Raw genomic sequence first — 25,942 nt, 5'->3', positions numbered from 1 at the left:
CTTTCAGTAATAAATTCCTGTTTTGTAATTATTACCCTTTCACCGACCTGGTAAAATCATTTGTAACTCAAGCATTTCCAAAAAGAACAACTGCATAGACATTATAAAAAAACGTGCCATCCGATTTGGTGAAATTTTGATGAGATATTACGTGATGAAGAATTGGAGAGACAGGAAATTACCGGTGATCGGTAGAAAGTTTTACTGTTGAATTTTTTAAATTTGGTAGTCTTTACCGGGAACCTTACATTTTTTCCTGTATAGATTCCCGATGATCTTTAAAATCATCCAATATTCTACAATTGGTTTTTATTATAACTCACAACTAATAGTAAAGACTCAACGAATCTTTAAATGCAGTTCTTTCAATTGTTCTTCACTTACTGTTGATGGTGAATCATCCATTAAAGAAACTGCGCTTGCTGTTTTGGGAAAAGCAATTACTTCGCGAATTGAATCTTCCCCTGCAAAAATCATAACGAGTCTATCAAAACCAAAAGCTATACCGCCATGCGGCGGAGCTCCATATTTGAATGCATTCATCAAAAATCCAAATTTATACTCTGCATCCTCTTTGGAGATACCCAGTACAGAAAACATTTTGGATTGAAGTTCAGAGTTATGAATTCTAATACTGCCGCCCGCAATTTCACTTCCGTTAAGCACTAAATCATAAGCTCTTGCTTTTACTTCTACAGGGTTTTTATCTAATAGTTCAATATCTTCAACTCTCGGGGAGGTGAATGGATGATGCATAGCATAGAATCTTTTAGTTTGTTCATCCCACTCTAAAAGTGGAAATTCTGTAACCCAGAGTAATTTTGGCGGAGTGTTTTCATCTATTAAATTCAGCCTTTTAGCCATTTCTAATCTTAACTGCCCCATGATTGAAAGCGTTTTCAATTTTTGTCCGGAAAGAATAAAAATCAAATCACCTGGCTTTGCATTTAAACTTAAAATCAAATCATCCTGTTCCTTTTTTGTAAGGAATTTAAGAATGGGAGCTTCTAATTCTTCTTCTTTAACGCGCATCCATATCAGACCGGAAGCCCCGAGTTTTTTCACAAAATCAGTTAGTACATCCAGTTGGTTTCGGGTGTAATTACCACAGCCGGGAGCTATAATACCGGTAATTATTCCATTATTTTGAATAGGGTCTGAAAAAACTTTAAATGTAGTTTGCTCAAAAACTTTATTCAGAGTAGTCATTTCAAGGTCAAATCTCAGGTCAGGTTTATCACTGCCATACTTCTCCATTGCATTTTCAAAGGATAATCTCGGTAGCGGTATTTGAAGTTCTTTTCCCCAAACCTCCTTAAATAAGATTTTCATTAGTCCTTCAACTATCGAAAAGATATTTTCCTGGTCAACGAATGACATTTCAACATCTATCTGTGTGAACTCTGGCTGACGGTCAGCACGCAAATCTTCATCGCGGAAACATTTGACGATTTGAAAATAACGATCAAAACCGGATACCATTAGTAACTGTTTGTACTGCTGCGGTGATTGCGGCAGAGCATAAAATTTACCTTTATGAACCCTGCTCGGAACGAGATAATCTCTTGCACCTTCAGGAGTGCTTTTCATTAAAACGGGAGTTTCAATTTCAATAAAATTATTTTCATCAAAATATTTTCTTACAAGCTGATACATTTTATGACGAAGTATCATGTTCTTCTGAACTATAGGTCTTCTTAAATCAAGGTACCTGTATTTAAGCCTGTTATCTTCACTTACATCTATATTATCTCTTATTTGAAAAGGAGTTGTTTTCGCTTCATTCAATATTATAAGATTATTAACCATCACATCAACCAAACCTGTAGGCAAGTTGGGATTTTCGGTATCAGCAGGTCTTTTTCTTACCGTACCTTCTATAGATATAACAAATTCGTTACGCAGATCCTTTGCTTTTGTGTGAGCAGATTCATTAAATCCCGGTTCAAAAACAACCTGGGTAATTCCATAACGATCTCTTAGTTCAATAAAAATTAATCCACCAAGATCGCGTCTTGTATCAACCCAACCATTAAGTACAACATTTTCTCCGATGTTTGATTCTCTTAAATCACCACAGGTATGCGTTCTATCTTTAAATAACATTTAGTTCCGGTTCTCCTTTTTGAAATTCAGGCGGATAAAATAATCAATAAAGGAAGGTCAAACAAACGGGTTAACAGATAAAGACTAAGATAAAGATTAAGACATTATTGGATTTTCTCTGTGGTACTCCGTGCCTTCTCTGTGGTTCTCCGTGTAACTTTTTTCTTCCATCCAGATATAAAATTACCGTTATAATCATTACCGGATTTATTAAGTTTGCATTATGAATGTCATCGAACTGATACGCAAAAAAAGAGACGGTAATTCCTTAACAAAAAGTGAAATTGAATTTTTAATTTCATCTTATACAAAAGGAACAATACCTGACTATCAATTTTCTTCATTCCTTATGGCGGCTTATTTAATAGGAATGAATGCTGATGAAACCTCAGCGTTAACAAATGCTATGCTTAACAGCGGAATTGTTATCAACCTAAATGAAATAAAAGGAAAGAAAATTGATAAACACTCAACGGGCGGAGTTGGAGATAAAACATCACTAATTATTGCACCGATAGTTGCTGCTGCAGATGTTAATGTTCCTATGATTTCCGGTAGAGGATTAGGACACACTGGTGGTACACTCGATAAACTTGAATCAATACCAGGATTTAAAACCGATCTTAACTTAAATCAATATAAAAATGTTATTAAAAAATGCGGCGCAGTGTTAATCGGGCAGACAAAAGATATCGCTCCCGCCGATAAACTTATCTACGCTTTACGTGATGTAACGGGAACAGTTGAATCAATTCCGCTAATTACAGCAAGTATAATGAGTAAAAAACTTGCAGAAGGAATTGACGGACTTGTACTTGACGTAAAAACCGGAAGCGGCGCGTTTATGCGTACTACAAAAGCATCAGTTGAACTTGCTGACTCCTTAATTAACACAGCAAAATCATTTAATAAAAAAGTGGTTGCTTTTATAACTGATATGAATCAGCCGCTTGGCAATTATATTGGCAACTGGCTTGAAGTTTATGAATCTATAAAAATTCTTAAAGGTGAAATTACTGAGGGCGACCTTTATGATTTATGTATTCAATTATCCGGAACAATGATTTATCTCGGCGGAAAAGTTTCCTCAATTAAAGAAGGCGTAAAACTTTCTGAATCATTTGTCAAAAACGGAAAAGCATTTGATAAATTTGTTGAGATTGTAAAACTGCAGGGCGGAGATGTTAGCTACATACTTCATCCTGAAAAATATCCCAAACCAAAATTTGTGATTGATGTCAGTTTACCAAAAGAGGGTTATATAAAAGAGATAAACACGTATTCAATAGGTATGGCAGCACTTGAACTTGGTGCAGGACGATTCAAGAAAGAAGACGTTATTGATCCAGTTGCGGGAATTATTTTTAATGTTAAGATCGGAGATAAAATAAAAAGTGGTGAAGCGATTGCTGTGATACACTCCAACTCAAAATCAAAGGCGGAACTTGCAGCGAAAAAAATTGTTGAATCTGTAACGTATTCAAAATCAAAAGTGAATAAACCAAAACTTATTAAAAGAATAATTACTTAGGAGGCACTATGGCAACAAAGAAGGAAATCATAAATGAGCTTACGACAAGTTACTGGATGGAAATGGAAACTGTAATGAATTACATCTCCAACTCTGTAAACCTTGACGGAGTCCGTGCAGAAGAAATAAAAAAATCTCTCGCTGTTGATATAACTGAAGAGATAGGTCACGCACAATCACTCGCCAAAAGAATAAAAGAACTCGGCGGAACAGTTCCCGGTTCTATGAATTTTAAAGCACATCAAAAAAAATTACAGACATTGAAAGATACAACTGATGTCGCATCAGTTATTGAAGGTGTTATTGAAGCTGAAAAAGGCGCCTGCGCACAGTACAACAAAATCATCAAGATGTGTGATGGAACCGATTATGTAACCCAGGATCTTTGCATAAGGCTGCTTGGAATGGAAGAATCACATATGATAGAATTTCAGGGTTATTTGAAAGAGTATAAAAAATAATTCCCTACGGTATTTAGTGGGACGGAGTTTGTCCGTCCCATTTACATCATATCCCACCTATCTTTTCACTATATTTATTTCAACTAAAAAATAATTAATAAAGTCATCCAAAGGAATTATCATGTTATTTGTAGTTGCTTTATTGGCAGCTGTCGTGGCTGCTTTTGTTTATGTTAACGCAAAGAAAAGATTCAGCAAACCTGAATCAACCTTTGCATTAATGGGATTTATTGTTGCTGTGTTAATCGCACTTATGCAATGCTGGACGGTTATTCCCGCCGGTCATGTTGGCGTTATAGATTTTTTTGGAAATGTAAGTGATAATACTCTTTATCCCGGCGTTAACTTTGTCAATCCAATGGCTACTGTTGTTAAGTTTGATGCAAGAACACAGGAACTAAAAGAAACCATGAACGTACCATCAAAAGAAGGTTTGCCGATAGAACTTGAAATTAGTTTGTTGTTCAGCCTTAGTTTTGAAAATGCAAACAAAATTTATAAAACCGTCGGCGAAGATTATGTACAAAGAATTATCGTTCCTCAGTTTCGTTCCGTGGTGAGAGGTGTAACAGCACAATATGAAGCACGTGCTTTGTATACGGCAGAAAGAGAACAGCTAGCTAAAAAAATTGAAACTGACCTCAACAAACTTATTCAGCCAAGAGGCATAACGATTGAAAGCACACCAATGCGGCAAATTATTTTACCCCCCGGGTTGACCGCATCGATTGAAGAAAAGCTGAAAGCAGAACAGGAAAGCCAGAGAATGCAATTTGTACTTCAAAGAGAAACACAAGAAGCTGAAAGAAAAAGAATTGAAGCAAAAGGTATTGCCGATTTCCAGGAAATAGTATCTAAAGGTATCAGCGACCAGTTACTTAAATGGAAGGGAATTGAGGCAACAGAAAAACTGGCTAATTCTCCCAACTCAAAAATTGTTGTGATTGGTTCCGGCAAAGATGGTTTACCCTTAATACTTGGCGGTAATTAGCTTTTAAACTTAAATAGAATTTTGCTTAATCTTATTCTTTATCTAATTCCAAATAACTTTGGATTGTGTGACTACTCGGTCATTTGTTAGTTGCTAACCGTCAAATATATATTTAATTTTGCTCATCATTGTTTAAAGTATTGTTATGAATGCAACTGTTGATACCCTGAATATTGTAATTCTTATACTATATATATTGACGTTTGGAATATACTCCTACGATTTTATGAAAGGCGGAAAAAGTTTTGCGCATTCAAAAAGACTTTTCCTTTTTCTCACCCTCTTGATGCACTCTGTTTATCTATTGTTAAGGACCATAGCATTTAATCATCCGCCAATAACCAATGTGTTCGAAATATTTACGGTACTTGCCTGTTCAATTGCGATATCGTATTTCGTTCTTGAACTTGTCACTGACATTCGCGGAACCGGTCCTTTTATACTGGTAATTTCTCTGCTCTTCCAGTTTATTTCAACAGTTTTTATAAAAGACCTTACGGAAGTCAGGGAAGTATTGAGAAGTAATCTGTTAGGAACTCATGTTTTCAGCGCGTTATTGGGTTATTCCGGAATAACAATCTCAGCGGTTTATGGCTTTCTATATCTTACTCTCTACAAAGATATAAAGCTTAATAAATTTGGTTTGATATTCGACAGGCTGCCGAGCCTTGATGTACTGGAGAAACTAAGTTATTACTCAGCGATAATTGGATTTACATTACTTTCTGTAGCAATTACAATTGGAATAATCTGGCTGCCAAAAGCATTTCCGAATTTTTCATACACAGATCCAAAACTTGTCGGGTCGGTATTGGTCTGGATATTATATGGGTTTGGAATAATAAATACTGTTACCGGCAGATGGCGCGGAAGAAAATTAATTATTCTGTCTATTACTGGTTTTATACTTTCTATAATTTCAACAATGTTGACGAATTTTCTTGCACAGAGTTTTCATTCTTTCTATTAACAGACACGTATGAATATTTTAACTGTTTCGATAAACCATCGCACGGCACCTGTTGAATTAAGGGAAGCACTTCATCTTTCACCGGAAGAAATCACTCAGCTTATTAATAAAATAAAAGGACAAACCCTCGCCGAAGGGTTGGTTATTTCGACCTGTAACCGTACTGAACTTTACGGAATTCCTGTTGCATCGCAGCTAACGCACAATGACTTACAGACTGCAATTTCAGGTTTCAAGACCGCGTCAAATATTGAATCAGCTCATTTTCAAAATTTTATTTCAAGAAGCGCACTTCAACATCTTTTCAGTGTTGCTTCAGGTATTGATTCACAGCTTATCGGCGACAACCAGATATTTAAACAGATTAAAGATTCATTTCAAATTGCAGAAGACATGCAGTTCACCGGCGTGTTGATGAAAAGGGTTTTTGATGCCGCAACAAGAGTCGGTAAACGCGCACAGAATGAAACGGCAATAAGCGAAGGTGCTGTAACAGTAAGTTACGCTGCTGTTCAACTTATCGAAAAAGTATTTTCTAACCTTTCCAAAAAAACAGCGCTTGTTATAGGAACTGGCGAGACCGGTGAGATTGCAGCCAAACATCTCAAAGACAGAGGCATCGGTAAACTCACACTCACAAACAGAACAATTGAGAAAGCACAAAAACTTGCTGATGAATTGCATTGCGGAGTTATTCCATTTTCTGAATTGAAAAATCATTTAAAAGATTTTGATATTGTTATCAGCGCAACAAGCTCTGAAGGATTTATTATTTCTAAAAGCGATGTTGAATCAGCATTAAAACAACGTCATTATGCGCCGCAGATATTGATGGATATTGCTTTACCGCGGGATATTGATCCGGATTCATCAAAACTTGATTCCGTTTTTTATCATGATATTGATTCGCTCAATATTATCGTTGAACAAAATCTTACTAAGCGAAAAGATGAAATACCAAAAGTTGAAAAAATTATTGAAGAGGAATTGAATAACTTTTTTAACTGGTACAATTCACTTGAGGTTGCGCCTACGATAAAAAATATCCGCGATCATTTTGAACTTATAAGAGCCGAAGAAGTCGAGAAAAATAAAAACCGTTTTTCTGCTGATGACCAGGAAAAATTAGAAGTCGTTACAAAACGGATCATCAACAAAATTCTTCATACACCGACTGTAGAATTAAAAAAAATAACTGAAGCCGGAATATCCGCGGAAGAGGCTGCGTCAAGAATAAGTATCATACGGGATGTCTTCGGTATAAACTCAAACGGCGAAGAAAAAAATCAAAACAACAGAGAGCAACATTGAACAAAAAAATTATAATCGGCTCAAGAGGAAGTGAACTGGCTTTGTGGCAGGCGAACTTCATCAAAAAAGAAATTGAAAAGAAGAACAAAAAAATTTCTGTTGAAATTAAAATCATCAAAACCAAGGGTGATAAAATCCTTGATGTCGCTCTTTCCAAGATCGGTGACAAAAGCCTTTTCACTAAAGAGCTTGAGAATGAATTATTGAACAAAACAATTGATCTTGCCGTACATAGTTTAAAAGATCTTCAGACAAAGCTTCCCGATGGATTAAAATTAGCTGTTGTTACCAAACGCCATCCTGTTGAAGATGTACTTATCGCAAGAAAAAAAGGAACAACAATCCATTCACTAAAAACAAATGCTGTAGTCGGAACTGGTTCATTAAGAAGAAAAAGTCAGTTGCTGCATTTAAGACCGGACATTAAAACAGAAGAACTGCGGGGTAATGTTCCGTCAAGAATCGAAAAATTTCTTAAGTCCGATTGGGACGCTATTATACTTGCACGCGCCGGTGTTGAAAGATTAAAACTTCAAAAGTATATCTCTTCATTTATTTCTACTGAAGATATTTTACCTGCTGTTGGTCAGGGTGCGCTCGGCATTGAAATTCATTCATCAAATAAAATTGTCGAAGAAATACTTCAACCGCTTCACGATGAAAATACTTATGCAGCGGTTCTTGCTGAACGATCTTTGCTAAGAAAACTTGAAGGTGGCTGCCAGGTTCCAATCGGTGCTTTGGCTGAGGTTAAATCATCCGGACTTTATCTCGATGCATTGGTCGGTTCACTTGACGGCAGTTTAACTTTCAGAAAAAAACTTAGAGGAAGTAAGTCACAGCCGGAAAAACTCGGAATTCAGTTAGCAAAAGATCTGGTTAAAGCTGGCGCCGGAGAAATACTTAAAGAAATTTATGCTTCATCAAGATAAACTTTTATTTAAGAGATGAGTTCAAGAAACAGATCAGAAATAAAAAAACTAAAACGCGAAAGGATCATTGAATCTGCCACTGAACTATTTTCCAGGATGAAGTTTCATGAAGTAATGATGGATGAAGTTGCTAAACTTACTCTTGTAGCAAAAGGAACTTTATACAATTATTTTGAATCGAAGGAAGAGTTGTATTCTGCTGTATTAAAATTCCGTCTTGAAAAACTTCTTGAGTCACTGAACGATAAAATTGGAAATGAAACAAACAGTATAGAATCTTTGCGTTCATTTGTAGTTCATCTTTATACGTTTATGATGAAAAACCGTTCGTTCTTTAAAATTTATTTCCAGGAATACATTAAAACAGAAAATGGTTTTCACAAGGAAATACGTTCGCTTGATGATGACCTTATTCTTTTGCTGAAAAGTATTATTCTAAAAGGACGAAAAGAATTATTGTTCAATGATCTTGATGAAGACCTTGCCGTAGAGTTAATTCTTGGAAGCATTTACGGTTCAGTACGAAAAGGAATTGAGAACGAATACTCAGAAGATGAAATGTTATATGACCGCGAAAAAATTTTTTATTTTGTTCTGCACGGCATTCTTGCCGGTTATGATGATTTTAAAATGCACCCGTTAAAAGATAAAACATTAGTTATAACAAGGACTTTGGATCAGTCGAAAGAGTCACTTGAGTTATTCAGCAGGTTTGGTGCGAAGATAATTATATTTCCTACACTTCAAATTATTCCACCTTCCGATTGGAAATATTTTGACGATGTGATCACTTCAGAAAAAGAAATTGATTTCATTATCTTCACATCTGCGCATGCTGTTAAAATGTTCAGCAAAAGATGTAAAGAGTTGAATGTAACTCCCGGTTACGAAAATTTAAAAGTAGTTGCAGTCGGGAATAAAACCGCTTCCGCCTGTTCAAAGGAAAAAATACCGGTTGATATTACCCCGGAAGTATTCAGCGGCGAAGGCGTGGTTAAAGCTTTGTCTGTTTTTAATCTTAAGAAAAAATTAATACTTATACCCCGCTCAGAAATAGGTCGCGAAGAACTTCCGACAGAACTCGGCAAACTTGGAGCTGTTACAAAAGCAGTTCCTGTTTATAATGTAACTGTTCCATCCAAAGATGAAGTAAAAAATCATCTTGAAAGATTAATAAACAGCAAACCGGATTTGTTTATATTCACAAGTCCTTCAACATTTGAAAATTTTGTCAGCATACTGGGAATTACAATCCCTTCAAAATATTTTATTGATTTCGATATTGCTGCAATTGGTCCTACAACAAAGTCAGCAATTGAAGCGCGCGGAGTAAAAGTTGATATTATGCCGCCTGAGTTTACGATGGATGGATTGGTAAACGCTGTCATCAAATATTATAACAGATAAAAATTTTTTAGAAGAAACGGAGAATAATTTGAGTGAGTTAAAGAACGATTTGTTTTTGCGAGCGTGTAAAAAACTTCCTGTTGAAAGAACACCAATCTGGATAATGCGACAGGCAGGTCGTTACCTTCCTGAATATCGTGCGGTAAGAGCAAAAGCAGATTTTCTTACGATGTGTAAAACTCCCGAACTTGCTGCTGAAGTTACAATCCAGCCGGTTGATATTATCGGCGTTGATGCCGCAATAATTTTTTCTGATATACTTGTTATACCAGAAGCGATGGGAATGTTTCTCGAAATGAATGAAGGAAAAGGTCCGGTATTTCCCAAACCCATCAGAAGTAAAGAAGATGCTTCGGCACTTAAACAAATTGATCCGCATAAGGATTTAAAGTATGTGCTTGATGCTGTAAGTCTTACAAAAAAAGAATTGAACGGAAGAGTGCCTCTGATAGGCTTTGCAGGTTCGCCATGGACTTTACTCACTTATATGGTGGAAGGTAAAGGTTCAAAGAATTTTTCGGAAGTGAAAAAACTTATTTATAATGATCCGGAACTTGCACACTCAATACTTGATAAACTTGCAGTAGCTGTTGCTGAATATCTTTCAGCAAAAATTGAAGCCGGCGCGGATGCAGTTCAGATTTTTGATACGTGGGGAGGAATTTTATCGCCAAAAGATTTTGAGGAATTTTCTTTAACGTACGTCGAAAAAATTATTTCACTTATAAAACGCAAAGATGAGCCGGTGATCTTCTTTGCGAAAGGTGTTCACTATAAACTAAGTAAGATGGCATCGTGCGGAGCTAATGTACTTGGTCTTGATTGGACTATGGATCTTGGTAAAGTAAGAGTGAAAGCCGGGGACAAAGTAGCGCTTCAGGGTAATCTTGATCCGACTGTTTTATACGGTAGTGAGAAGTTTATAAAGAAATCCGTTAAACGGGTTCTTAAATCTTATGGTGAAGGAACGGGACATATATTCAATCTCGGTCACGGGATATTGCCCGACATAAATCCGGAAAAAGTAAAAGCACTTGTAAAGTTTGTGAAAGAAGAGAGCAAAGAATTTCACCACAGAGACACAGAAGCACAGAGGAGTTGAATATGTTCGAATTAGACTTAAAAAAATTTAGAAAATACGACAAGCCGGGACCGCGCTACACAAGCTATCCAACGGCACCGCACTTTAACGAGAAATTCACACACGAAAATTTTCTTGATGAAATAATAAAAACCAATTACGGTGATAATCTTCCCGATCTTTCACTTTACTATCACCTCCCTTATTGTGACACGCTCTGCTATTTCTGCGGGTGCAACATGCTCATCACAAGAAACCGGGACAGGATAAAAGAATACATCAAGTATGTTCAAAAAGAAATTGACATGCTTCGCACCTACATTCTTCCCGACCGCAAAGTATCACAGCTTCACTGGGGTGGCGGAACGCCGACACATCTCAATCCTGATGAAATAAATGATCTTGCTTCATACATCAACCAGTCATTTCAATTTAAAGAAAACTCCGAGAACGGATGTGAAATTGATCCAAGAGAATTAAAACGGGAACATCTTGAAGCACTGCGTAATAATGGGTTCAACCGCATCAGCATGGGTGTTCAGGACTTTAATGAAAAAGTACAAAAAGCCGTTAACCGAATTCAACCGGAAAATATAACAAGACAAACTGTTCAATGGGTAAGAGAATTAGGTTTTTCATCAATTAATCTTGATTTGATTTACGGACTTCCCTTTCAGTCGGTTGAATCATTTGAAGTAACAGTTGATAAGATAATAGACATTTCTCCCGACAGAATAGCTGTTTTTAATTATGCTCATGTACCGTGGATGAAAAAGCATATGGCGTTAATTCACCCTGAAGATATTCCTGCCGCGGAAATAAAACTTAACATCATGAAAATGACGATGGAAAAATTAGTTGCCGCAGGATATGTATTGATAGGAATGGATCACTTTGCAAAACCCGATGATGAACTGGCAATCGCCTTGAGAGAAAAAAAATTATATAGAAATTTCCAGGGTTACAGCACAAACGCCGGCGCCGATCTGTATTCGATGGGAATCACATCCATCAGCCAGTTAAAAAATGTTTACGCACAAAATTTTAAAACAGAAAAAGAATATTACACAGCATTAGATAATGAAACGCTTCCGGTAGCCAAGGGATATTACCTTTCAGAAGATGATCACATCCGTCGTTATGTGATTACAAAACTTATGTGTGACTTTGAATTAAACTTCAGTGACGTTGAAAAAGAATTCAAGATAGATTTTAAGAAATATTTTGCTTACGGATTGAACAATCTTAAAGAAATGGAAGCGGACGATTTGCTTACAACGAATGATAAAGGAATTAAAGTCCACGATATGGGAAAAATCCTTATCCGTAATATTGCAATAAATTTTGACGCTTATATCGAACGTAAAGAAGATACAACAAAGTATTCAAGAACAGTTTAATAAATATTCAAACAACTAATCAGCGAGCATTTTATGGCAAAAAATTTTTTGGTTTATCCTATGGTTCTTTTTGTTTCTTTGATTTTGTTCTCAGGATGTCTAACAACGGAATACAAAGAATATCGTTTAAAAATAAATAAGGATGGTTCAGGCAAAGCAGTTATCAAACACGTAAATATACTTTCACAAAAAGATGAAGGAAAAGATCAGTCATTTAAAGATTTTGCTGAGCTTGTTACTGATTACATAGACGGAAACAAATTACAGGATGATTATCCTGAAGCAAAAATTATATCCAAAAAATTATTCGAAGAGAACAACCAGCTTATGGGAGAATTTGAACTTGAGTTTGATGGAATTGGTACATTCAAGCTTTATAAGTTTGATGAAGACAGCCCGTATATGTTTTACGTTGATTCTTTTTCTGAAACTTATGTTGAATCAAACGGAACTTATAATCCCGATTTAATGCCTATAATTTTCTGGGATAAGAACACTACTGATTTTTTTATAAAGACAAGAGTTACAGATTTAACTGATGACACATCACATGTTTCATTGGTTGAACAATACAGGAAGTGGAAGCAATAGATTTGAAAACCGAATTATATTGTCACACCTAACTAAACTAAGTGTGACAATATAGTTTCATATAAACCACTTTTTATGCACTTGGTTTATCGGGCAAAGGCTGTGAAGTAAAGAAATCATCATAAAATCTTTTTGTATAATCAGCGATCAGCTTTTCAACTCTGCTATAATCAGGTGAACTCACAATCATTCCGGCGTGATATTTCTTATTCATTTTCCACACAATTTCAGGATCGTTATAACCAGATACATCGGGCCATTCCTGTTTTGCGAGTGAGATAATTAATCCCGAATAATTTTCTTTTGCTTTGGGAAGCTGGTATTCAGCACCACCGCGCAGCAATTCAATCTTTGCCCATTCAGCCCAGAGATTAATACCTGAAGCAGCTTCAACAAGCTCTGCTATGTTAGCACCGCCTACTCTTGCTGAAGTTTCAAGAAAATAAAATTTACCATCGGAATGTGATTTAATAAATTCTGTATGCGAAACACCTTGCAGCAATCCCAAAGATTTCAATACCTTTTTATTTATTTGAAGCAGTTGCTTTTCGTCTTCAGAATCCCTTTTGACTGTTCGTGTTGTAAAAACTCTGCCTTCGTGCGCGACTTCCATCGGCGGCAAGCCGTACTGGTTGGCAATGTTAAAAATTATTTCGTGTTTATAGATAATGGAATCAACGTGATAAATATTTCCCGGAACAAACTTTTCCATCAGATAAAAAGATTGGTCATCACCAAGTTCTTCAAGGCGTTTCCACAATTCCTCTTCGGAATTAATTTTTTTCATTCCATGTGCACCAGCCTGCATCCTTGGTTTTATTATATAAGGCGGTTCAACCTTGGAGATGAATTCTTTTATCTTTTTATGATTGAGAACATGAACAAAATCGGGAACCACAATCCCGGATTCAGCAGCGCGCGTGCGCATCGCAAATTTATCGCGGAAATAGCGTGCTGTTGTATCTCCCATTCCGGGGACTCTTAAATGTTCTCTTAATGAAGCGGCTTTTTCAACATCAAAATCATCGAGTGCAACTATTCTGTCAATCTGTTCATTGCGCGCCATAAAACTTACACCGTAAATCACATCACGCATTTTCCATTCTTTGTTAACATCCGCTATATAAAATATTTCATCAATACTTTCACGCGGCCAGGCAATTTCTTTCAGACTTTCTGAGGTTAGTAAAATAACACGGCATCCTTCACGCTTACACTGTCGCATGAATTCATGCCCTTTTTCATAACTTGCTATACAAAGGATTGTTAACGAAGCAGGATCCATAAGCACCCGCCGTTCTTAGTTTATTTGTTGATTGGAAGAAAGCTTTGACACATTGCTTTCCGGTTTATTTAAACTTTTTTCTGTTTATGATCAGATCAAATCCTTTTTACTAATTACCCTCATTATCGGGTAAACTTTTTCACCTCTGTCAAAAAATGGAGAGCGCTTGTAGAAAAAGTCCAGTCTCTCTTTAGGATCATTTCTGAAGTTTTCATTTTCATTTAACTTTTTGAAAAATTCGTTTCTGACCTTTTCTTCTTTTTTTAACATCTCCTGTGCAAATGGTTCAAGCACGTATTCTTCAGCATATTCTTTTCGTTCAAAGAAAGCATTAAAAAATCCCCAACGGACAAATGAATCCGGTGCAGCCGGCTCAAGCAGGTTAACAAGAATCCTTAACGTTCTTTGATTAGGATAAATTATAAACGTGCCTTCCTGTATTTCAACAACTTCTGTAAATGGCTGAATATCAAAATCAACCATTTGTCTTCCTTCGTATGAAAACGGAGCGAAGGAAATATTTTTAAATCTGTACCTTTCTACCTTTGCTTGTTTTGTTGCAAAGAATCTCGTGGATTTTATCCTGTGGAACCGCATTCTGTCAATAATGGATTTGAATTCCTGCGGTATCAGGTAAGCGTAAGGCAATCTTACTGTTTTCTCTATTTCCACTTTATTATAAAACGGTATTTCAAAATCCTCGGGTTTGTTTGTGTACCTGATAACAGATGATCCGGTGATTTCACTTTCATCTTCAGTGAATTTATATCCTTTAAAAATGAATGGTACATAATCACTTGTTCCTTTGAACGAAACCGGAAACGGGGTTTTCTTTAACGCGTAAGTCTCTATCGTTTCATTATCAGCATCCTGATTTATTTTAACAAGCTGTGAGCTATTCTGATTTAAATAATCAAGCGTATGTCCGAGTATAGATTTTGTCGAACCAACTCTGTTCTCGAATGGTTTTAAACTGTGGGTCTCTACAAGTAATGCAAGGCGATTCTGCAATGCTGAATAACCTGTCGATAATCTTGGCGCAGCAGCCCAATCAACAATTCCGTCGGTTATTTTTTTACCTTTTAACTCAACATACGGTGCGGTAAGAAAACCATCTTTTTCTACTTTTGGAATAACTCCGGGTAAAAAAGAATTTTTCCCCCAGGCAGCTAAGGCAGGATGTATGTTAGCATGCTTTTCAACGACGTACGTAAGATGGTATTGATAATCAGCGCCATTGGTGCAGTGTGTATCTATCACAAAATCCGGAAGCCAGTTATTAAAGAACTTAAGGTACTCTTCCATCTCCAGAGAATCTGATTTCATGTAATCCCTGTTAAGATTGAGATTCCATGCGGTAGTTCTCCAACCCATTTCCTTTGGTCCGTTTTGATTTGGCCGGTTGTGAATGCTTATTCTTTCGTGACCATCAACATTAAAAATTGGTATAACTAAAAGTATCAGGTTATCAAGCAGATATTCTTTTTCTTTAGTGATAAGAATTTCCCTGAGCAAAAGCATACTTGCATCTTTACCTTCAATTTCACCGGCGTGAATCCCGTTTTGTATTAGTACTATTGCCTTGCCGCTTTCCTTTGCTTTCTGTGGGTTGAATTCCTTACCGGAACTTAAAACCATACATTTTATCTTGCGTCCCTGGGTTGATGAACCAACAGTAACTATTTTGGCTAAGTTTGTCTTTTCAGCAAAGTTATTGAAATAATGAATTGTTTCTTTGTAACGCGGTGATTCAGTAAATCCTGATTTTTCGTAATGAGTTATCCATTCATCAGGTATGTTGGCGGCAATGTTTTTAGTAGTTGATTTCATTTCTTCCCAGATTATTAGAACAGGATTGTTCAAAACAAATATAATAACTATTAAATAAAATGTTACATCTACTTTACTATTTCATCATAAATTTTATTCAATATTGTGAACTATTTTTTAGTTGAATTGTTATCTCAAACAGGATACTTAAATTTTTTATACTATCGAGAACATTTTGGTAAATTATTAAAGTAAATTTTTCATTATTCACCGGAAACAATTTCATGAACAATAAGACAGCAGTTGTGCTCTTTAATCTGGGAGGACCTGATTCACTAAACGCGGTTCAGCCGTTCCTGGAAAATCTCTTTAATGATCCGGATATTTTTAAACTGCCTTTTCAAAAATCCCTTGCAAGATATATTTCAAAAAAAAGAGCCCCGAAAGTTCAGAAGGAATATGAACTGATCGGCGGGAAATCTCCCCTCAACCACTGGACCGAAATACAAAAACAGATGCTGGAGAGCAATCTTAGAAGTAGTTCCGTTGATTGTGATGTGTTGATCGCTATGCGCTATTGGAATCCGCTAACTTCACAGACCGCACTTGAGGCTGCAGCAAGAAAGTATTCAAAAATAATTTTGCTTCCTCTTTATCCTCATTTTTCAGTTTCAACTACCGGCTCTTCATTTAATGAGTGGAAAAGAGTTTATCCCGGTAGTACAAGCGAACATATTTTTATTGATTCATACCCGACACATCCTGAATACATAAAAGCTATTAATGAAAGAATAGACGAAACTTTATTAAAGTTTCAGGAAGGAAGCAGAGATAACGTCCAATTGGTTTTCAGTGCACACGGTACACCGGTAAGTTATGTAAAAAAAGGAGACCCATACAGTCATCATATTTCGGAAACAATTTCTGCTGTGATGAAAATGAGGAATAATTCTCATCAGCATCATTTGTGTTTTCAAAGCAAAGTCGGACCTGCTAAATGGCTGGAGCCCGCAACTGATGATATGATAAAAAAACTATCTGCTGAAGGAAAAAAATCTCTGCTTGTTATTCCGGTAAGTTTTGTTTCGGATCATGTTGAAACGGATTTTGAACTTGCCATTGAATATAAACACGTCGCAGATGAAGCCGGTATAGACGAATATATTGTTATGAAAGGATTAAATGATTCACAACTATTTATTAATGCGCTTGCAGATCTTGTATTGACAAAACTTAAATAGAAAGGATGAATCTTAATTAGATCTTGGGAATCAAACTACTAACAAAACAGGAGATTAAGTTGAAAAATTTATTTGCTTTATCATTTTTAGTATTACTGATATTTACAGGCTGCGGAAAAGAATCTTCGGGCGATAATCTTGAATGGGAAACAAATCTTGAATCTGCAATTAAAAAAGCGAAAGCTGAAAATAAATCTATACTCGTGAATTTTACGGGATCTGATTGGTGTGTTTGGTGTCAGCGTCTTAGTAATGAAGTATTTAGTCAATCCGAGTTTGAAGAATATGCAAACGAAAAGCTTGTTCTTGTAAAACTTGATTTTCCGAGGGACATCAAGCAGACACAAGAAACTAAATTATATAACAACCAGCTTTTACAGCGATATGGAGTTCAGGGATTTCCGACAATAATCCTGCTAAACAGCAGCGGAGTAATGATTGCACAAACAGGATATCAACCTGGCGGTGCTGCAAATTATGTAATGCACCTGAAATCATATTTATAATTTTTACACAGGAATTTTCAGAAGGGAAATGCCGGTCCGTACCGGCATTTTAATTTATAGTAATTACCGAATCCAGACTCGTAGAATCACTTTGCCAGAAGTGAAAATTATAAATACCATTGCCTGATAAATTAATTGAAACGGGGGTTTCGGTTCCGACACAAACGGCAGGGCAAGCAGCATACTTATCAAACACAGCTATTGTTTTAACATAAATATCTGTTCGATCAATTTTTGTTTCAACAAATGTTCTTTTCCAGCACATACTTCCGCAGCTATTGTACGCAGTAAAATTTATACCGTTTCGTGAAATATCATTAACAGTAATTGACTCAACTGCAAATGGCTGACTTGTTTCTTCTTCTTCTTCCCTAATCGAACATGAGTAAAGTAAAAAAGCCATGGAAAAAATTAAAGCGATTTTCATTTTATTTTTCCTTAGTTACGAATGAAAACTAAATCTTAATTCAATAATTAATCAAGCTATTTTTTAGTTATTGTATGCACAAATTTCATTCTTCATTATCCATGTGTCTTTTATTAAATTTACCGTTAAACAAAAAGAACAATTGATGAAAAAAATAGTTGTATTAGGCGCCGGCATTTCGGGACTTACCGCGGCTTACCTGCTGAATAAAAAAGGTTACGATGTAACTGTACTTGAAAAAAAATCAGAACCTGGCGGGTCGATTGAAACTATATTTGAAAACGGTTATCTGTTCGACAGAGGTCCTAATAGTGCTCTTGAAACCACTCCGCTTATAAGTCAGCTCGTAGATGAACTCGGATTAAAAGACCAATTAGTGTATGCAAACAAAGAAGGCAACAAAAGATATATTCTAAGGAATAATGAGCTCCACGCACTTCCAATGAGTCTTAAAGGATTTATTAAGACGAAATTATTTTCAGCATCAGCTAAGTTTAGATTATTTGCAGAACCATTTATCGGAAGATCACAGGACGGATATTACCAGAGTATAGCCCAGTTTGTTAAAAGAAGACTTGGTGAAGAATTTCTTGATTATGCAATCAATCCTTTTGTTGCCGGAGTCTATGCCGGTAAACCCGAGGACCTGAGTGTTAAATCTGCATTCCCAAAACTTTATGCGCTTGAAGAAAACTACGGCGGATTAATTATTGGCACAATCAAAAGTATCAGAGAAAGAAGAAGACGTGCGGAAAAATCGAAACAAAGCGCAAAGATGTTATCATTTAAAGATGGAATGAAAGTCCTTCCTTCTGCAATAACACAACACCTTGGTGATAAAGTTTTATTCAATTCAGAAGTTAAATCGATTAACAAAGCTGAAGCAGGTTATAAAATTAACTATCAGATAAATAATGAAATAAAAACACTGGAAGTTGATTCAATAATTTCAACAGTTCCCGCTTATGTCGCTTCAGATATTTTTAATGGCTGGGATGAACAACTAACAAAACATTTAAATGAAATTTATTATCCGCCGGTTCTTGTGTTGTATCTCGGGTATAATCGTTCCGCTATAAATCGTCCTTTAGATGGATTTGGTTTTTTAATTCCTTCAAAAGAAAAAAAGAATTTCCTGGGCGCAATATGGAGTTCAATTATTTTCCCCAACAGAAGCAATGAGCAAACAGCAGCATTCACACTGTTTATCGGAGGCTCAAGAAATCCGGAAGTTGGAAATACCGACAGAGACATACTCATTAAAAGGGTAAGAAAAGAATTTGAATTATTAATGAAGATAAATGCTGAACCCGTTTATTCTTCTCAAAGATTCTGGGAGCGCGCTATACCGCAATACAATCTCGGTTACATTGAACATGAAAATTATTTTGATGAATTTGAAAAAAATAACCCCGGAATTATTTTAAGCGGTAACTACCGAGGGGGAATCTCTGTCGGTGATTGCATCAAGAACGCGGAACAGGTTGCAAACAAGGTTAATTTATAATTTACAATGTATAATGTACAATGAAAGTTTCTGAAGAGAGTATTAAATATGGAAATGTTGTGCTTGAAAAGAGTTTTAAATTTAGTGTTAGAATTATAAAACTTTATAAATTTCTTTTGAAAAATAATTTTAGTATTGAACCAATTGTAAAACAAATATTAAGAAGCGGAACTTCAATTGGTGCTAATATTACAGAAGCTCAGAATTCACCATCTAGTAAAGATTTTATCAATAAACTTAATATTGCTTTAAAAGAAGCCCGCGAAACTGAATACTGGATAAATTTATTGAATGCCTCAGATATTATTAACAATAAATCATTCGAAAGTCTGTCAAATGATTGCAAAGAACTAATAAAACTTTTAATATCAATTATCAAAACATCAAAATTGAATTCAAAATAATTGTACATTGTAAATTATGCATTGTACATTAACTAAGGAGCTGCAATGAGCCAATACCCAACAATTCGTCACAGAAGATTAAGATATAACCCTTTGGTTCGCGATATGGTGCGCGAAACAGTTTTAACAAAAAACGATTTGATATACCCATTGTTTGTTGTACCGGGAAATAAAATTAAAAACCCGGTAAAATCTATGCCGGGAGTTTTTCAACTTTCAATTGATATGCTGGTTGAAGAATGCAAGGAAGTAAGAGACCTTGGAATTCCCGCAATTATTCTTTTTGGTATTCCTGAACACAAAGACGAAAAAGGATCTGAAGCTTATGACCCGAATGGAATTATACAAAAGGCGGTAAGAGCGGTAAAAGGAAATGTAGAAAACCTTCTTGTTATCACTGATGTTTGTATGTGTGAATACACCTCTCACGGTCATTGCGGCTTACTCAATGGCGAAGAAATTTTAAACGATGAAACCGTATCACTTCTTGCAAAAGAAGCACTTTCGCATGCTGAAGCCGGCGCGGATATTATCGCTCCTTCCGATATGATGGACGGTAGAGTTGCTGCAATCAGAAAGTCACTCGATTATAAAGGGTTCACTAAGATCCCGATAATGAGTTATGCCGCTAAGTATGCCTCCGGTTTTTACGGACCCTTTCGTGATGCTGCAGAATCAACTCCCGCTTTCGGTGACAGACGCTCGCACCAGATGGACATTGGAAATATTAATGAAGCTTTGAGAGAAGTCGCTGAAGATATTGAAGAAGGAGCGGACATAGTAATGGTAAAACCCGCCGGACCTTATCTCGATGTGATCAGAAAAGTAAAAGACACGTTCGGAATGCCGACTGCAGCGTACCAGGTCAGCGGTGAATATTCAATGATTAAAGGAGCCGGCGCCAACGGCTGGATAGACGAAGAACGCGTTATGGTTGAAGCAGCCTTTGCTATCAAGAGAGCAGGCGCCGATATGTTCCTGACTTATTTTGCAAAAGACCTTGCAAAGTGGATTGATAAGTCGAGAAGATAGCTAACATTTAAATCAGTAACAGGATAAAAAATCAATTAACTTTCTTGTTGTAAGGCAGCATAATCAAATTGGTGATATGCTTTGTTCACTTAGCCTTTATGCTGCCATTAAAAAAAGATACCCCGATTCCCACATCACATTAGTTGCCGCTAAGACTAATTATGAAATCCCGTTTAAAGAAATTAATCCTTACATCGACAGGGTATTAGTTTTTGATAAATCATCCCTCAAAACGGTCCTATTATTTTATAAGCAATTAAGAAAGATCAAATATGATTTTGGAATTGTTCCTTCCACAATTGTCCTGTCGAGAACTTCACATATAATTAATTTTCTTTCCGGGGCAAAGAAACGGGTTGGGGTTAAATCGATTGACGGAAAATTAAATCAGTCTCATAAATATTTGAATATTAAATCAGACTTCAACTGGAAAAGCAAACATCAATTGATACGCAATCTTGAAATCGCCAGACAAATTAATTGCGATCTCACTGATGAAGAGTTAAGTGAGATTAAATTTTCATTTAATGCTGATCAAATAAGTTTCGCAGAAAAATATCTTGCAGATAATTTTCCCGATAGGTCAAAAAAAATAATTGCTTTTCATCCAGGTGCCGGGAAAAATGCAAACATCTGGTCAACTGATAATTTTATAAGTGTTATTAAACAGCTTTATGATCAATATCGAAACAATATATTGATAACATCCGGGTGGACAGATTCTTTAATTACAGAAAAAATAAACAGTGCCCTTTCAGAAAATAAAATTCCATTTACAATACTTCATAACTGTCCGGTTAAAAAACTCGGAGCCGTTCTTAAGTTATGTGACTTATACATAACCAATGACACCGGCACAATGCACATTGCCGGCTTTTCGGGTGCGAAGATGGTCTCGTTGTTCGGACCCACAGACCCAGCTGAATGGGTCCCGAAAGGCATTAATCAAATTTCAATTAAATCTAAAACCGGTTTGATAAACGATATTGACGTTGAAGAAGTTTTCGCTCACTGTAAACTTATCCTCGACAAATAATATTTCCTTTCCATCTTTTTCCAACAGCAATTTTGTAATTTGTGATAAGTCAAAAACATAATTAAAAATGCACAAATGTTATTTCAGATTTTATGAAGAGCTGAATGATTTTCTTCCTCTCTGTAAAAAGAAAGAAAGATTCACACATCATTATTTTGACAGAGCATCTGTTAAAGATATGATTGAATCACTCGGCGTGCCTCACATAGAAATAGATATGATTTTAGTAAACGGCAAATCAGTTAACTTTTCATATATCATAAAAGATGAAGATGATATAAGTGTTTATCCTGTGTTTGAATCATTTGATATTTCCGATGTTCAGCATTTGCGACCTCAGCCTCTCCGCGATCCAAAGTATGTGATTGATGTGCATCTTGGTAAACTTGCTGCGTACTTGCGTATGCTTGGTTTTGATTCGATTTACAAAATTGATTTTTCCAGAGATGACATTGTCGCATTATCACTTAATGAAAAACGAACGATACTTACACGCGACAGGAACATACTTAAACGAAATGATGTAACTCACGGTTACTGGGTAAGAAATAATGATCCTGAACATCAATTGTACGAGGTCGTAAAAAGATTTCAGTTAAAAAATTTTATTAAAGAATATTCCCGGTGTATGCTCTGCAACAGCCTGCTGATCAAAGCTGAAAAGGCAGAAATTATAGATGACATCCCGCCGAAAGTTGCAGAGATTCATAATGACTTCTATCAATGCACGGGTTGCAAAAAAATTTACTGGAAGGGCAGTCACATTGAAGAAATGAATAAGAAGGTCGGCGAAGTAAAATCAGGGAGTTAATGTATAGGCAAGTGTATAGTAATTTTCCATTCGATATATTATTCTTCCCATCACAATTTTAATCTATAGGGAAAAATTTCTTTTATGAGCTTCTATTTACGGATCGGGCTTGGTTTACTGACAATTATACTTCTTGAATTTTATTTTTCAAGAAAAATATCCAGGGCATTGAAAATATATTTCCCCTCATCAGAGCGTTACATCAAAAGGGGCAAAAATATTTTTCTTATCGCTCTTAATATTTTCCCCGCTTATGTTTTAATCCTGTGGATCATAAGCAGGATAAATGAAACACGCGCTTCATTGCCTGAGAATTTTTTCTTTGACTACTTTGTCATGTATCCGTTCTGGGTTTGTGCAATGATCGTTTTACAGATCACGCTCTTCTTCCTCGTTTTAGATATATTAAAAATTCCTTTATTACTATTCAGTAAAAGTGTAAGAGAGAGGTTCAAAAGGTTTGAAGCGAAGATAATTATTGCAATAACCGTTTTGTTTTTTATCTATGTGCCCGCAAGAATTATTTACGATTACAATACAGTTTCGATAAGAATAACAGAACACAAAGTTCAAAATCTTCATCCCGGTCTGAATAATTTACGAATAGCTTTCATCTCCGATACACAGGCGGACAGGTACACAGATGAGAAAAGATTAATGAACTTCATTGATAAGGTGAACTCAACAAATCCTGATCTGGTACTGATTGCCGGAGATGTTATAACCTCAACACCGGATTACATAGGCACTGCCGCTGAATATCTGGGTAAACTTAAATCGAAATATGGCGTTTACACATGTGTCGGTGATCATGATAACTGGGCTTACAGGGAAGATAATCCGAGAAGCATTCGTGAGGTAACAGAAGAATTAAAAAAGTATAATGTAAAGATGCTCGACAATGATCGATTAACTCTGGATATCAATAACAGCAAAGTTAATATCACATTTGTCACAAATACTTATGTTGAAAGGATTGCCCCGTCATTACTTGACAGTCTTTCCAATCATTCATCTGATTATGATTTAAAAATATTTTTAACTCATCAGCCAAGGGAATACCTGATAGATGCAGCGCAGAAACATAATTACGATCTTTTCCTGGCAGGTCACACACACGGGGGACAGATCACATTGCTTTTCCCATTTTTTAATTTGACACCTACATTAATTGAGACTGACTTCGTGAAGGGCGACAGAAAATTCGGTAAAATGCTGGCAATTGTTACACGAGGATTGGGAATGTCACTTGCGCCAATTCGCTATAATTCTACTCCCGAGGTTACACTTATTTCAATTTCTTCCGATAATAGAATGTAAAACTTGTTCGTTTTCAATTGAAATTTTAATTTTTAATATGGCTGAGTAAAAAATGCAAGAGATTATTATGCAATCCGACACGGAAGCAATAAAATTAAAAAAAGAAAAAACCGAAAAAACACTGGCTGGAATAAGGCAGCTTCCTTCAATTCCAAAGGTATTGTTTGAAGTGACAAAAGTTCTGAACAGCCCAAATGTACAACCTAACAAACTCGCGGAACTGATAAGCAAAGACCAGGGACTAACAACAAGACTGCTTGCGATTGCAAACTCACCTTTGTACGGAATAAAGCGCAAAGTTTCATCACTTGATTTTGCGGTACTTGTACTTGGCACACAGGAGATAAAAGATATTGTTACCGCGCTGTCGCTTGTCGATTCATTCGGTGCGCAGGGTGATCCAAACTTCGATCCGATGGAATTCTGGATTCATTCAATGGTTGTAGGCTCGGCCGCAAAGAGTATGTCCCAAAGCCTTGGTTTCCAATTTGGCAGTGATGCATTCGTTGCCGGTATTCTTCACGATCTTGGGATAATGGTCACCTATAAATTCTTACCAAAGCAGTTTAAAGAAATAATCGAACTTTCAAAATCAGCAGATATAAAAATGCCGGATGCCGAGCTAGAAGTACTTGGATTAACTCACCAGGAAGTCGGCAGATTCCTCGCGGAAAAATGGTCTCTCCCTATTCAATTATGCGAAGCATTAAGCAGACACCATAAACCAGCTCTTGCTACTGACAGTCGTGAAATCCCTGCTGTGATCCACCTCTGCGATTATATGACTCAGCGGTTTAACATCGGGACGTTCTACTGGGATGCCGGATTGGAATTAGACAAATCAGTTATGAACATATTAAGGATAGAATCTGAAGAAGAGCTTGAAAGCCTCATAAATAATTATGAAGAAGATTTTAAGGTTACTGTTGAATCAATAAAAATTTAGTGTCATCTTTCAACAGATGAAAAAATTATTACTCACTGAAATAAATATATTTCCGGTTAAGTCACTGAGCGGTTACTCTGTAAATGAAGGCGTGGTTGAAAAGAGGGGATTAAAGCACGACCGCCGCTGGCTGCTGATTAATGAGCAATCAGATTTTATGACGCAGCGTGATTATCCTCAGATGACATTGCTGAAAGCTGTTGTTGAAGAAAATTATCTCGTCCTCAGTAAGAAGAATGACCCATCAGATAATTTCAGAATTAAAGCAGATAACTTTTCACCGGAAATTATTAACGTTCCGATATGGAATGACAGGTGTGACGCCCATCTTGTAAGTAAACAGGTCGATGAATGGCTGTCAGATCATCTTAATACTAATTGCCGGATTGTCTACATGCCGGATACAACATCAAGGGAAGTTGATAAACGATATGCCCACAACAATGAGATTGTAAGTTTTGCTGATGGATATCCGTTTATGATAATCGGACAATCATCTCTCGATGATTTGAACAGTAGAATGGAAACCGTTTTGCCAATGAACCGCTTCCGTACAAATTTTGTATTCACCGGGGGTGAGCCATTTGAAGAAGACCGGTTGGGAAAATTCCGGATGGGCGAATTAATTTTCCATGCAGTTAAACCATGTGAAAGATGTGTAATACCTACAACCGACCAGGAAACTGCAGAACGGGCACACGAACCGCTTAAAACACTGGCAACCTTCAGAAAGCAGGATGGTAAAGTTATGTTCGGACAAAACCTGCTTTGTGAATCAACTGGTGTCGTTAAAGTCGGTGATGAATTAATTCCCCTCTGATTTTTATCGCCATTATATTGTTCTGTATTTACCAACACTCCTAACAATTCCCATTG

Annotated in this window: 24 protein-coding genes; 20 read left to right on the top strand and 4 right to left on the bottom strand. The window is 36.3% G+C overall.

Features of this window, described 5'->3' with window-relative positions:
- Window positions 1-339: 339 nt before the first annotated feature.
- Complete coding sequence (gene aspS / locus IPM56_18760) at window positions 340-2,106, bottom strand: aspartate--tRNA ligase (protein QQS36253.1); 1,767 nt, start codon at window positions 2,104-2,106, stop codon at window positions 340-342.
- A 223-nt stretch (window positions 2,107-2,329) separates the two neighbouring features.
- On the opposite strand from aspS, the gene IPM56_18755 reads away from it, so the two are divergent.
- The 10 genes from IPM56_18755 to IPM56_18710 all read left to right on the top strand — a co-directional run bounded on the left by IPM56_18755 (window position 2,330) and on the right by IPM56_18710 (window position 12,781).
- Window positions 2,330-3,637 carry a thymidine phosphorylase gene (locus tag IPM56_18755; protein ID QQS36252.1) on the top strand — a complete coding sequence of 436 codons (1,308 nt, stop codon included), beginning with the start codon at window positions 2,330-2,332 and terminating at the stop codon, window positions 3,635-3,637.
- Between the two features lie 8 nt (window positions 3,638-3,645).
- A complete protein-coding gene (locus tag IPM56_18750) occupies window positions 3,646-4,098 on the top strand; it encodes a rubrerythrin (protein QQS36251.1) in 453 nt (150 codons plus the stop codon).
- Between the two features lie 121 nt (window positions 4,099-4,219).
- Window positions 4,220-5,089 carry a prohibitin family protein gene (locus IPM56_18745; GenBank protein ID QQS36250.1) on the top strand — a complete coding sequence of 290 codons (870 nt, stop codon included), beginning with the start codon at window positions 4,220-4,222 and terminating at the stop codon, window positions 5,087-5,089.
- Between the two features lie 145 nt (window positions 5,090-5,234).
- Window positions 5,235-6,059, top strand: a complete 825-nt coding sequence (gene ccsA / locus IPM56_18740; protein ID QQS36249.1) for a cytochrome c biogenesis protein CcsA — start codon at window positions 5,235-5,237, stop codon at window positions 6,057-6,059.
- 9 nt (window positions 6,060-6,068) lie between these two features.
- Window positions 6,069-7,370, top strand: a complete 1,302-nt coding sequence (locus tag IPM56_18735; protein QQS36248.1) for a glutamyl-tRNA reductase — start codon at window positions 6,069-6,071, stop codon at window positions 7,368-7,370.
- Window positions 7,367-8,302, top strand: coding sequence for a hydroxymethylbilane synthase (hemC, locus tag IPM56_18730; protein QQS36247.1), 936 nt, complete (start codon window positions 7,367-7,369; stop codon window positions 8,300-8,302). The genes IPM56_18735 and hemC overlap by 4 nt, the downstream gene beginning before the upstream one ends.
- A 15-nt stretch (window positions 8,303-8,317) precedes the next feature.
- On the top strand, window positions 8,318-9,709 hold the full coding sequence (locus IPM56_18725; GenBank protein ID QQS36246.1) for a uroporphyrinogen-III synthase: 1,392 nt from the start codon (window positions 8,318-8,320) through the stop codon (window positions 9,707-9,709).
- A 28-nt stretch (window positions 9,710-9,737) separates the two neighbouring features.
- The gene (locus IPM56_18720) at window positions 9,738-10,811 is read left to right on the top strand and encodes a uroporphyrinogen decarboxylase (GenBank protein ID QQS36245.1); all 1,074 of its coding nucleotides are present in this window, start codon (window positions 9,738-9,740) and stop codon (window positions 10,809-10,811) included.
- A gap of 2 nt (window positions 10,812-10,813) precedes the next feature.
- On the top strand, window positions 10,814-12,190 hold the full coding sequence (gene hemN, locus IPM56_18715) for an oxygen-independent coproporphyrinogen III oxidase (GenBank protein ID QQS36244.1): 1,377 nt from the start codon (window positions 10,814-10,816) through the stop codon (window positions 12,188-12,190).
- Window positions 12,191-12,223: 33 nt separating this feature from the next.
- The gene (locus tag IPM56_18710) at window positions 12,224-12,781 is read left to right on the top strand and encodes a hypothetical protein (GenBank protein ID QQS36243.1); all 558 of its coding nucleotides are present in this window, start codon (window positions 12,224-12,226) and stop codon (window positions 12,779-12,781) included.
- 73 nt (window positions 12,782-12,854) lie between these two features.
- Here the strand turns inward: IPM56_18710 and IPM56_18705 are convergent, their stop codons facing one another.
- Both IPM56_18705 and IPM56_18700 read right to left on the bottom strand, forming a co-directional pair.
- Window positions 12,855-14,066, bottom strand: coding sequence for an ATP-grasp domain-containing protein (locus tag IPM56_18705; protein QQS36242.1), 1,212 nt, complete (start codon window positions 14,064-14,066; stop codon window positions 12,855-12,857).
- Between the two features lie 90 nt (window positions 14,067-14,156).
- Complete coding sequence (locus IPM56_18700; GenBank protein QQS36241.1) at window positions 14,157-15,896, bottom strand: M14 family metallopeptidase; 1,740 nt, start codon at window positions 15,894-15,896, stop codon at window positions 14,157-14,159.
- Between the two features lie 224 nt (window positions 15,897-16,120).
- On the opposite strand from IPM56_18700, the gene hemH reads away from it, so the two are divergent.
- Complete coding sequence (gene hemH, locus IPM56_18695; protein QQS36240.1) at window positions 16,121-17,077, top strand: ferrochelatase; 957 nt, start codon at window positions 16,121-16,123, stop codon at window positions 17,075-17,077.
- A gap of 59 nt (window positions 17,078-17,136) precedes the next feature.
- Window positions 17,137-17,583, top strand: coding sequence for a thioredoxin family protein (locus IPM56_18690; protein QQS36239.1), 447 nt, complete (start codon window positions 17,137-17,139; stop codon window positions 17,581-17,583).
- A gap of 49 nt (window positions 17,584-17,632) precedes the next feature.
- On the opposite strand, the gene IPM56_18685 is transcribed toward IPM56_18690, so the two are convergent.
- Complete coding sequence (locus IPM56_18685) at window positions 17,633-18,010, bottom strand: hypothetical protein (GenBank protein QQS36238.1); 378 nt, start codon at window positions 18,008-18,010, stop codon at window positions 17,633-17,635.
- A 142-nt stretch (window positions 18,011-18,152) separates the two neighbouring features.
- Between IPM56_18685 and hemG the strand changes: the two genes are divergently transcribed.
- The 8 genes from hemG to IPM56_18645 all read left to right on the top strand — a co-directional run bounded on the left by hemG (window position 18,153) and on the right by IPM56_18645 (window position 25,886).
- Window positions 18,153-19,517 carry a protoporphyrinogen oxidase gene (hemG, locus tag IPM56_18680; GenBank protein QQS36237.1) on the top strand — a complete coding sequence of 455 codons (1,365 nt, stop codon included), beginning with the start codon at window positions 18,153-18,155 and terminating at the stop codon, window positions 19,515-19,517.
- Between the two features lie 20 nt (window positions 19,518-19,537).
- Window positions 19,538-19,921 carry a four helix bundle protein gene (locus IPM56_18675; protein ID QQS36236.1) on the top strand — a complete coding sequence of 128 codons (384 nt, stop codon included), beginning with the start codon at window positions 19,538-19,540 and terminating at the stop codon, window positions 19,919-19,921.
- A gap of 45 nt (window positions 19,922-19,966) precedes the next feature.
- Window positions 19,967-20,953 (top strand): porphobilinogen synthase, encoded by a 987-nt coding sequence (gene hemB / locus IPM56_18670; protein ID QQS36235.1) that lies wholly within the window; start codon window positions 19,967-19,969, stop codon window positions 20,951-20,953.
- 76 nt (window positions 20,954-21,029) lie between these two features.
- Window positions 21,030-21,989, top strand: a complete 960-nt coding sequence (locus IPM56_18665) for a glycosyltransferase family 9 protein (protein ID QQS36234.1) — start codon at window positions 21,030-21,032, stop codon at window positions 21,987-21,989.
- A gap of 67 nt (window positions 21,990-22,056) precedes the next feature.
- Window positions 22,057-22,800, top strand: coding sequence for a Mut7-C ubiquitin/RNAse domain-containing protein (locus tag IPM56_18660; protein QQS36233.1), 744 nt, complete (start codon window positions 22,057-22,059; stop codon window positions 22,798-22,800).
- An 84-nt stretch (window positions 22,801-22,884) separates the two neighbouring features.
- Window positions 22,885-24,120 carry a metallophosphoesterase gene (locus IPM56_18655; protein ID QQS36232.1) on the top strand — a complete coding sequence of 412 codons (1,236 nt, stop codon included), beginning with the start codon at window positions 22,885-22,887 and terminating at the stop codon, window positions 24,118-24,120.
- Between the two features lie 67 nt (window positions 24,121-24,187).
- Window positions 24,188-25,066 carry an HDOD domain-containing protein gene (locus tag IPM56_18650; GenBank protein QQS36231.1) on the top strand — a complete coding sequence of 293 codons (879 nt, stop codon included), beginning with the start codon at window positions 24,188-24,190 and terminating at the stop codon, window positions 25,064-25,066.
- 16 nt (window positions 25,067-25,082) lie between these two features.
- Window positions 25,083-25,886 (top strand): MOSC domain-containing protein, encoded by an 804-nt coding sequence (locus IPM56_18645; protein QQS36230.1) that lies wholly within the window; start codon window positions 25,083-25,085, stop codon window positions 25,884-25,886.
- Window positions 25,887-25,942 lie beyond the last annotated feature (56 nt).

The organism is Ignavibacteriales bacterium (assembly GCA_016700155.1).
Classification (GTDB): domain Bacteria; phylum Bacteroidota; class Ignavibacteria; order Ignavibacteriales; family Ignavibacteriaceae.
Note: the sequence above shows the minus strand (reverse complement) of the source record. Positions and strands in the feature narration are given on the sequence as shown.

Coding starts and splice junctions, on each gene's coding strand:
- IPM56_18685 (QQS36238.1), bottom strand. CDS start 18,010: ATGAAAATCGCTTTAATTTTTTCCATGGCTTTTTTACTTTACTCATGT.
- hemN (QQS36244.1), top strand. CDS start 10,814: ATGTTCGAATTAGACTTAAAAAAATTTAGAAAATACGACAAGCCGGGA.
- IPM56_18675 (QQS36236.1), top strand. CDS start 19,538: ATGAAAGTTTCTGAAGAGAGTATTAAATATGGAAATGTTGTGCTTGAA.
- IPM56_18750 (QQS36251.1), top strand. CDS start 3,646: ATGGCAACAAAGAAGGAAATCATAAATGAGCTTACGACAAGTTACTGG.
- IPM56_18755 (QQS36252.1), top strand. CDS start 2,330: ATGAATGTCATCGAACTGATACGCAAAAAAAGAGACGGTAATTCCTTA.
- IPM56_18650 (QQS36231.1), top strand. CDS start 24,188: ATGCAATCCGACACGGAAGCAATAAAATTAAAAAAAGAAAAAACCGAA.
- IPM56_18665 (QQS36234.1), top strand. CDS start 21,030: ATGCTTTGTTCACTTAGCCTTTATGCTGCCATTAAAAAAAGATACCCC.
- IPM56_18705 (QQS36242.1), bottom strand. CDS start 14,066: ATGGATCCTGCTTCGTTAACAATCCTTTGTATAGCAAGTTATGAAAAA.
- IPM56_18735 (QQS36248.1), top strand. CDS start 6,069: ATGAATATTTTAACTGTTTCGATAAACCATCGCACGGCACCTGTTGAA.
- IPM56_18725 (QQS36246.1), top strand. CDS start 8,318: ATGAGTTCAAGAAACAGATCAGAAATAAAAAAACTAAAACGCGAAAGG.
- IPM56_18645 (QQS36230.1), top strand. CDS start 25,083: ATGAAAAAATTATTACTCACTGAAATAAATATATTTCCGGTTAAGTCA.
- IPM56_18745 (QQS36250.1), top strand. CDS start 4,220: ATGTTATTTGTAGTTGCTTTATTGGCAGCTGTCGTGGCTGCTTTTGTT.
- IPM56_18655 (QQS36232.1), top strand. CDS start 22,885: ATGAGCTTCTATTTACGGATCGGGCTTGGTTTACTGACAATTATACTT.
- IPM56_18710 (QQS36243.1), top strand. CDS start 12,224: ATGGCAAAAAATTTTTTGGTTTATCCTATGGTTCTTTTTGTTTCTTTG.
- hemB (QQS36235.1), top strand. CDS start 19,967: ATGAGCCAATACCCAACAATTCGTCACAGAAGATTAAGATATAACCCT.
- IPM56_18660 (QQS36233.1), top strand. CDS start 22,057: ATGCACAAATGTTATTTCAGATTTTATGAAGAGCTGAATGATTTTCTT.
- IPM56_18700 (QQS36241.1), bottom strand. CDS start 15,896: ATGAAATCAACTACTAAAAACATTGCCGCCAACATACCTGATGAATGG.
- ccsA (QQS36249.1), top strand. CDS start 5,235: ATGAATGCAACTGTTGATACCCTGAATATTGTAATTCTTATACTATAT.
- aspS (QQS36253.1), bottom strand. CDS start 2,106: ATGTTATTTAAAGATAGAACGCATACCTGTGGTGATTTAAGAGAATCA.
- hemH (QQS36240.1), top strand. CDS start 16,121: ATGAACAATAAGACAGCAGTTGTGCTCTTTAATCTGGGAGGACCTGAT.